Here is a 4777-nt window from a genome sequence, read left to right as displayed (position 1 = left end):
GCCGACTTCCTGTGCTTACGGGTGGGTTGCGCGGGTGCGGCAGTGGGTGAGGGCGTAGGTGATGCGGCGGTCGGAGGGGAGGGTGGTGGCGAGGAGTTCGCCGGCGGTGACGAGGGTGGTCCAGTAGAGGGCGGGGTCGCCGGTGCGGGGCTGGGGGTGGGCGGCGGTGAGGGAGAGGTAGGCGGTGGTGAGGTTGCCGGTGGTGAACCAGCGCTGGAGGCCGTGGTGGTGGCCGGGGCGGATGCCGCCCATGGCGTCGATGGCGACCAGGAGGTGTTCGACGACGGCGAGTTCGGTGTCGGTGAGCGACTTGGGGATGTCGAAGACGCCGAGGGCTTCGAGGAGTTCGCCGGTGTCGGTCTCGCTGGCGGGGTGGTGGTCCGAGAGCAGGGCGTCGTAGCAGTCGGCCAGGCGGCGGGTGGTTTCGGCGTGGGGGATGTCGAGGGCGAGGCAGACGGCGCGCGCGACGGGCAGGGGCGGGTGGCCGAGGCGGGCGAGGAGGGCGTAGGTGGCGGCGGGGGTGGCGCCACGGGAGAGGGTGTGCCGGGCGAGGGTCGCGAGGTGCATAGGGAGTCGGGCTTTCAGACGGTGGTGGGGGTGATGAGGGCCCAGACGAACTTGCCGAAGCCGCACGGGCGGGAGGCACAGCCCCAGCGCTCGGCCAGCTCGTTGACGAGGTGGAGGCCGCGCCCGTGCTCGTCGTCAGGCGCGGCGGCACGGACCGACGGGCGGCCGCTACCGGCGTCGTGCACCTCCAGCCGCAACCGGGAGCCGGTGAGGGCGAAGCGGACTTCGATGTGGCAGTCGTCGGGCCCGTCGGAGTGCTGGACGGCGTTGGCGAACAGCTCGCCCAGGAGCAGTTCGGCGGTATCGCGGTACCGGTCCCCGGAAGGCAGCCCGGAGAGGTAGGCCCGGAGCAAGTACCGTGCCAGGGGCGTGGATTCGGCCCGGGAGGAGAGCCGGGCGACGAACATGCGGGGGCGGCGGGGCGTGAGCATGGGGGTACCTCGAAGGGGCGGGGCGGGAGCAAGCGAAGGACGTGCGACGTACGCCAGGCCTGCCCCCGATCGGGGTGTGATCACCCGACAGGGGGCAGGGCGTGCTGCAAGCGGAGAGAGAACCGTCTCCGAACTCACGAGGCCCGGCGGGCCCGGGAGTCGGCGGTCGGGGCGAACTCTGCCCAGCCGGCCGCTGCGGTGGCCAGGGCGCTCCGCCGCAAGCGGTCCTCGGTGGATCTGCGCGGCCCGGGTGTCGGCGTCTGGGCAGGGTGCGAGGGGTGGGGTGCGGCGGCCATCGCGGGCTCCAAGGGATACGGCAGTGGTGTGGTGTGAGCCCGGACCTGACCGGGCTCACACCCCGAGGCTTCGCTTCTCGGGGGGCTGGACACCACGATGCCGCTGATGGAAGGCCTTGGATTTCACCAGAAGTGAAAGATCATCAGATTCCCGTTCGGGTGATCCAGGTTGACAGCCGCAGGCTTCGGCGGCTAGCAGAGCGTGACAGTGCGGTCACCGTCTCGCGGGCGAGCGGGTGCCGGGACACCTGGTCGGGTGCGACCGCGTAGGCGGCGTCGAGCTGGTCGAGTGCGGCCTCCGGCCGGGCCATCCACCGGTAGGCCCGGGCCAGGTCGATGTGGTGGTGCCCGATCCTGGTCGGGGCCCATCCGGTGGGGAAGCGCAGCCCCTTCGCGGCGGCCACCGCCCGGTCGTGCTCGCCGGCCTCCACCAGAGTCATCACCCGGTGCACCCGCACGTTGGTGGGCCCGAAGTGCAGCGACAGGTCCGGCCGCTCGCCGGTCCGGGCGGCTACGTGTTCAGCCTCGTCCAGGTGGTGCTGCATCAGGTCCTTCTGTCGGGCGCGGGCGGCGACCACGGCCGAGCCGAGGTGCAGTTGCCCGGTGGTGACGAGTGCACTCGGAGTCCTGGCGTCGGTCCCCTCCAGGTGGCCGCGGCCGGACTCCTGGAGGCGTCGGCAGGCCTCCAGGTCGCCGACGCGCAGGTAGGCGGTGACCCGCAGGTACTCGCGGGCGGCCCGCAGTGCGGGCGCCTGGTCGCCGGCCCGCTCCGCGGCCCAGTCCATCCGGGCCAGCGCGGTCGCGGACAGGTCGCTCAACCCGATGGCGATCCCGACCGAGTGCCCGCACCGGTAGGCCTCCGCCAGCAGGCCCCACGCCTGCCGCTGCTGATCACCGGTGAACTCGTGCGCGGCCGTGTGCAACTCGACCAGCAAGCCCGGCAGCATCGCCACCATAGGCTTGTACTTCGCGGCTTGGGCCAGAGTGTTCACCTGCCGTACCGCTGCTCGAAGCGCGGGCAGGGCGCGAGGTCGAACAGCCTCCTGCGGCGGCAGGTCGTACAGATCGAGCACCGTACGGATCGGCCCCATCAGTGGGACCAACGGGTCATCTGCCACCCCGTCACCGTACGAGGGCGGCTGGAGGTCGCCAGGCTCAACTCCCAAGGCCCTGGCCACCGCTGCCACGAACTCGGGCGTCGCCGGCTTGTGCCCGGCCACCACCTTCGTGAGCAGGCTGTACGAGACGTGAGCACGATCGGCGAGTTGCCGATGGCTCAGGCCTCTCACATCTTCGTAGGCGGCGATGCGCTGGCCGGTGCTGATTCCGTCCGGAGGTGCCACGCTGGCCCCATCTCGTGAATGCCTTGAACCCTGTATGCGGGACCGTACCCCCGAACTCGCCTGGTCACAGATCATTCGGTCAAACAACGTTGACGCTGGTCGGCTGGTGCGCGGCCGGGTTCCATGGGATACCTACCTCCGCCGACCGGTCGACGGATACGGTGGCAGGACTGATTGACGTGGGGAGCCTCGACATGGATCCGTCCCCGTGCGGAGTGCTCGCGGCAGGCCTCAACTCGGCAGCCCTCACCATTCCGGGCCGGCCCGACGCGGTGGGCCGCTTCGAAGGGCTACGGACCGACCCGCACCTGTGGATCGGCATGGCGGAGGTCCGGGTGGTCGCGGCGAGGACCGGGCGGATGGGCACCCTGGACGAACAGTTGCGGACGTCCGCACCGGCGTCCGCCCGCAGGTGCTGTGAATGCTACGGGAGGCCATGACATGACCAGCGATGAACCGGGTGTGCCCGTGCAGGCCGCACCCGCTCCCACGGGTGACGACCTCTCGGGAGTCTGGGTCAGCCACTACGAGTTCTTCAGTAGCAGCCGCGAGAACACGTTCACCGGCCTGCACCACGTCGTCCTGTCCCAGAGTGGGAACCGGATCACCGGCCGGTCGCTCCCCGGTGCTTCGTCCAATCCCGACTCGCCGCTGTCGTTCGACCTCACCGTCGAGCGGAACGTCGTGACGGGCTCGTGGGTGGAACAGACCGCACAGGACGGCTACTACCAGGGGGCCAGGTACCACGGCGCCATTCAGCTGCTGGTCGATCCGACCGGGCGCCGCATGGCCGGCAAGTGGGTCGGCTTCGGCAAGGAGTTCGACGTCAACACCGGCCCTTGGGAGCTGCGTCTGCTGGAGAAGTCCACGGCGGATGACGTCTTGAGCCGCTACAGCGTGCCTCCGGAGGCGTAGCGCGCCTCACCGCGCCGGTGCGGCGAGCCCCCGCTCGCCACGCGGCCTGGCCGCACGCGTCGGCGTGCTGCTTGATGGTGACGGTCTTTCACGGTGGCTCGTCGAGAGTCGGAGTCTGTGCACTACGGTCTGTGGGTAGGCGGTCACAGCGACAACCGATCTGGCAGCGAAGGGCAGCCATGACGGACGACAAGCAGGTGAGGGGCACCGCGAGCTACCTGTTCGAGGCGGGCGTGCTCAAGCGGGCGAAGCGCCAGGGCTGGTGGATCGCCGGCGTCAAGGATCCCGAGTCGATCGCCGAGCACTCGTTCCGGACGGGCGTCGTCGGCGCGGTGCTCGCGATGATGGAGGGTGCCGACCCGGCCAAGGTCGCCCTGCTGTGCCTCTTCCACGACACCCAGGAGACCCGGGTCGGCGATATCCCGCACATCGGTCGGCGCTACCTCACCGCCGCGTCGAACGAACGCGTGACCGCCGACCAGGTCAGCGCCGCTCACCCGGCCGTCGTTGCCGGACTCCAGGCCCTCGTGGAGGAGTACGAGAACACCGAGAGCCTGGAAGTCACCGTCGCCCACGACGCGGACAAGCTGGAGTGCCTGATCCAGGCCGTGGAGTACCGCGAGCAGGGCTACCGGAACGTCCAACCGTGGATCGACAGCAGCCTCGGCAGCCTCAAGACCGAGTCGGCCCGCGCCCTCGCCGAGGCCGCGTTGACCATGACCTCCCTGGAGTGGCAGAAGGTCTACCTGACGTGACGCCACCGACACTCGTCTTCGACCGCTTTTCGGCGCTTGACAGTGCCATCTGACAAAGGAGTTGCGCATGTCGACTGATGGGCGGATCTTCCGCGAAGCTTGGATCGCGGGCGTGACGAAGCACTACCCGGGTGAGCCGAAGGCGGGCTATGTCGCCCCGTGGGAGGAGACTCCCGAGTGGGAGCGGGAGTGTGCCGCCGCAGTCCTCGGCCAGGTCCGGGAGTTCATCGGCGTGAGCGGTGGCAACACGTCCAAGCTCTCCCGGGAGCAGAAGGGCCGGTTCGTTGCGACGTGCTGGATCGCTCAGATCCACAAGCACATCGAGAACCCGAAGCCGGGCTACGTCGCCGACTGGGCCGATCTGCCGCCCTGGCAGCAGGAGACCGATGCGGACATCTTCGAAGCGATCGAGCGCGCCCATTCCTGAACACCGTGCTCTGCGTGGGAAGTCGGCCCCGCCGACTTCCCAC

The 4777-nt window shown here is 69.9% G+C and carries 5 protein-coding genes and 2 pseudogenes; 3 read left to right on the top strand and 4 right to left on the bottom strand.

The annotated features are described in order from the left end of the window. Nucleotides 1-15 precede the first annotated feature (15 nt). From ACFU7Z_RS36445 to ACFU7Z_RS36430, 4 genes and pseudogenes are all read right to left on the bottom strand, one after another. The gene (locus ACFU7Z_RS36445) at nt 16-567 is read right to left on the bottom strand and encodes a hypothetical protein (RefSeq protein ID WP_380782335.1); all 552 of its coding nucleotides are present in this window, start codon (nt 565-567) and stop codon (nt 16-18) included. 14 nt (nt 568-581) lie between these two features. Next, nucleotides 582-998 carry an ATP-binding protein gene (locus ACFU7Z_RS36440; RefSeq protein ID WP_380782333.1) on the bottom strand — a complete coding sequence of 139 codons (417 nt, stop codon included), beginning with the start codon at nt 996-998 and terminating at the stop codon, nt 582-584. A 439-nt stretch (nt 999-1437) separates the two neighbouring features. Then, nucleotides 1438-2229, bottom strand: a complete 792-nt coding sequence (locus ACFU7Z_RS36435; RefSeq protein ID WP_380782337.1) for a transcriptional regulator — start codon at nt 2227-2229, stop codon at nt 1438-1440. Between the two features lie 219 nt (nt 2230-2448). Continuing rightward, a pseudogene (locus ACFU7Z_RS36430) lies at nt 2449-2712 on the bottom strand (helix-turn-helix domain-containing protein); the annotation flags it as partial. A 429-nt stretch (nt 2713-3141) separates the two neighbouring features. Here ACFU7Z_RS36430 and ACFU7Z_RS36425 point away from each other — a divergent pair. From ACFU7Z_RS36425 to ACFU7Z_RS36415, 3 genes and pseudogenes are all read left to right on the top strand, one after another. Then, nucleotides 3142-3552 (top strand): annotated as a pseudogene (locus tag ACFU7Z_RS36425) (hypothetical protein); the annotation flags it as partial. 179 nt (nt 3553-3731) lie between these two features. Continuing rightward, nucleotides 3732-4307, top strand: a complete 576-nt coding sequence (locus ACFU7Z_RS36420) for an HD family hydrolase (RefSeq protein ID WP_380782331.1) — start codon at nt 3732-3734, stop codon at nt 4305-4307. Nucleotides 4308-4374: 67 nt separating this feature from the next. Beyond that, a complete protein-coding gene (locus ACFU7Z_RS36415; protein WP_380782329.1) occupies nt 4375-4734 on the top strand; it encodes a hypothetical protein in 360 nt (119 codons plus the stop codon). The last annotated feature ends 43 nt before the right edge of the window (nt 4735-4777 follow it).

Source organism: Kitasatospora sp. NPDC057518 (assembly GCF_042802075.1).
GTDB lineage: Bacteria > Actinomycetota > Actinomycetes > Streptomycetales > Streptomycetaceae > Kitasatospora.
The sequence above is the reverse complement of the archived record's forward strand: the minus strand, read 5'-3'. Positions and strand labels throughout refer to the sequence as shown.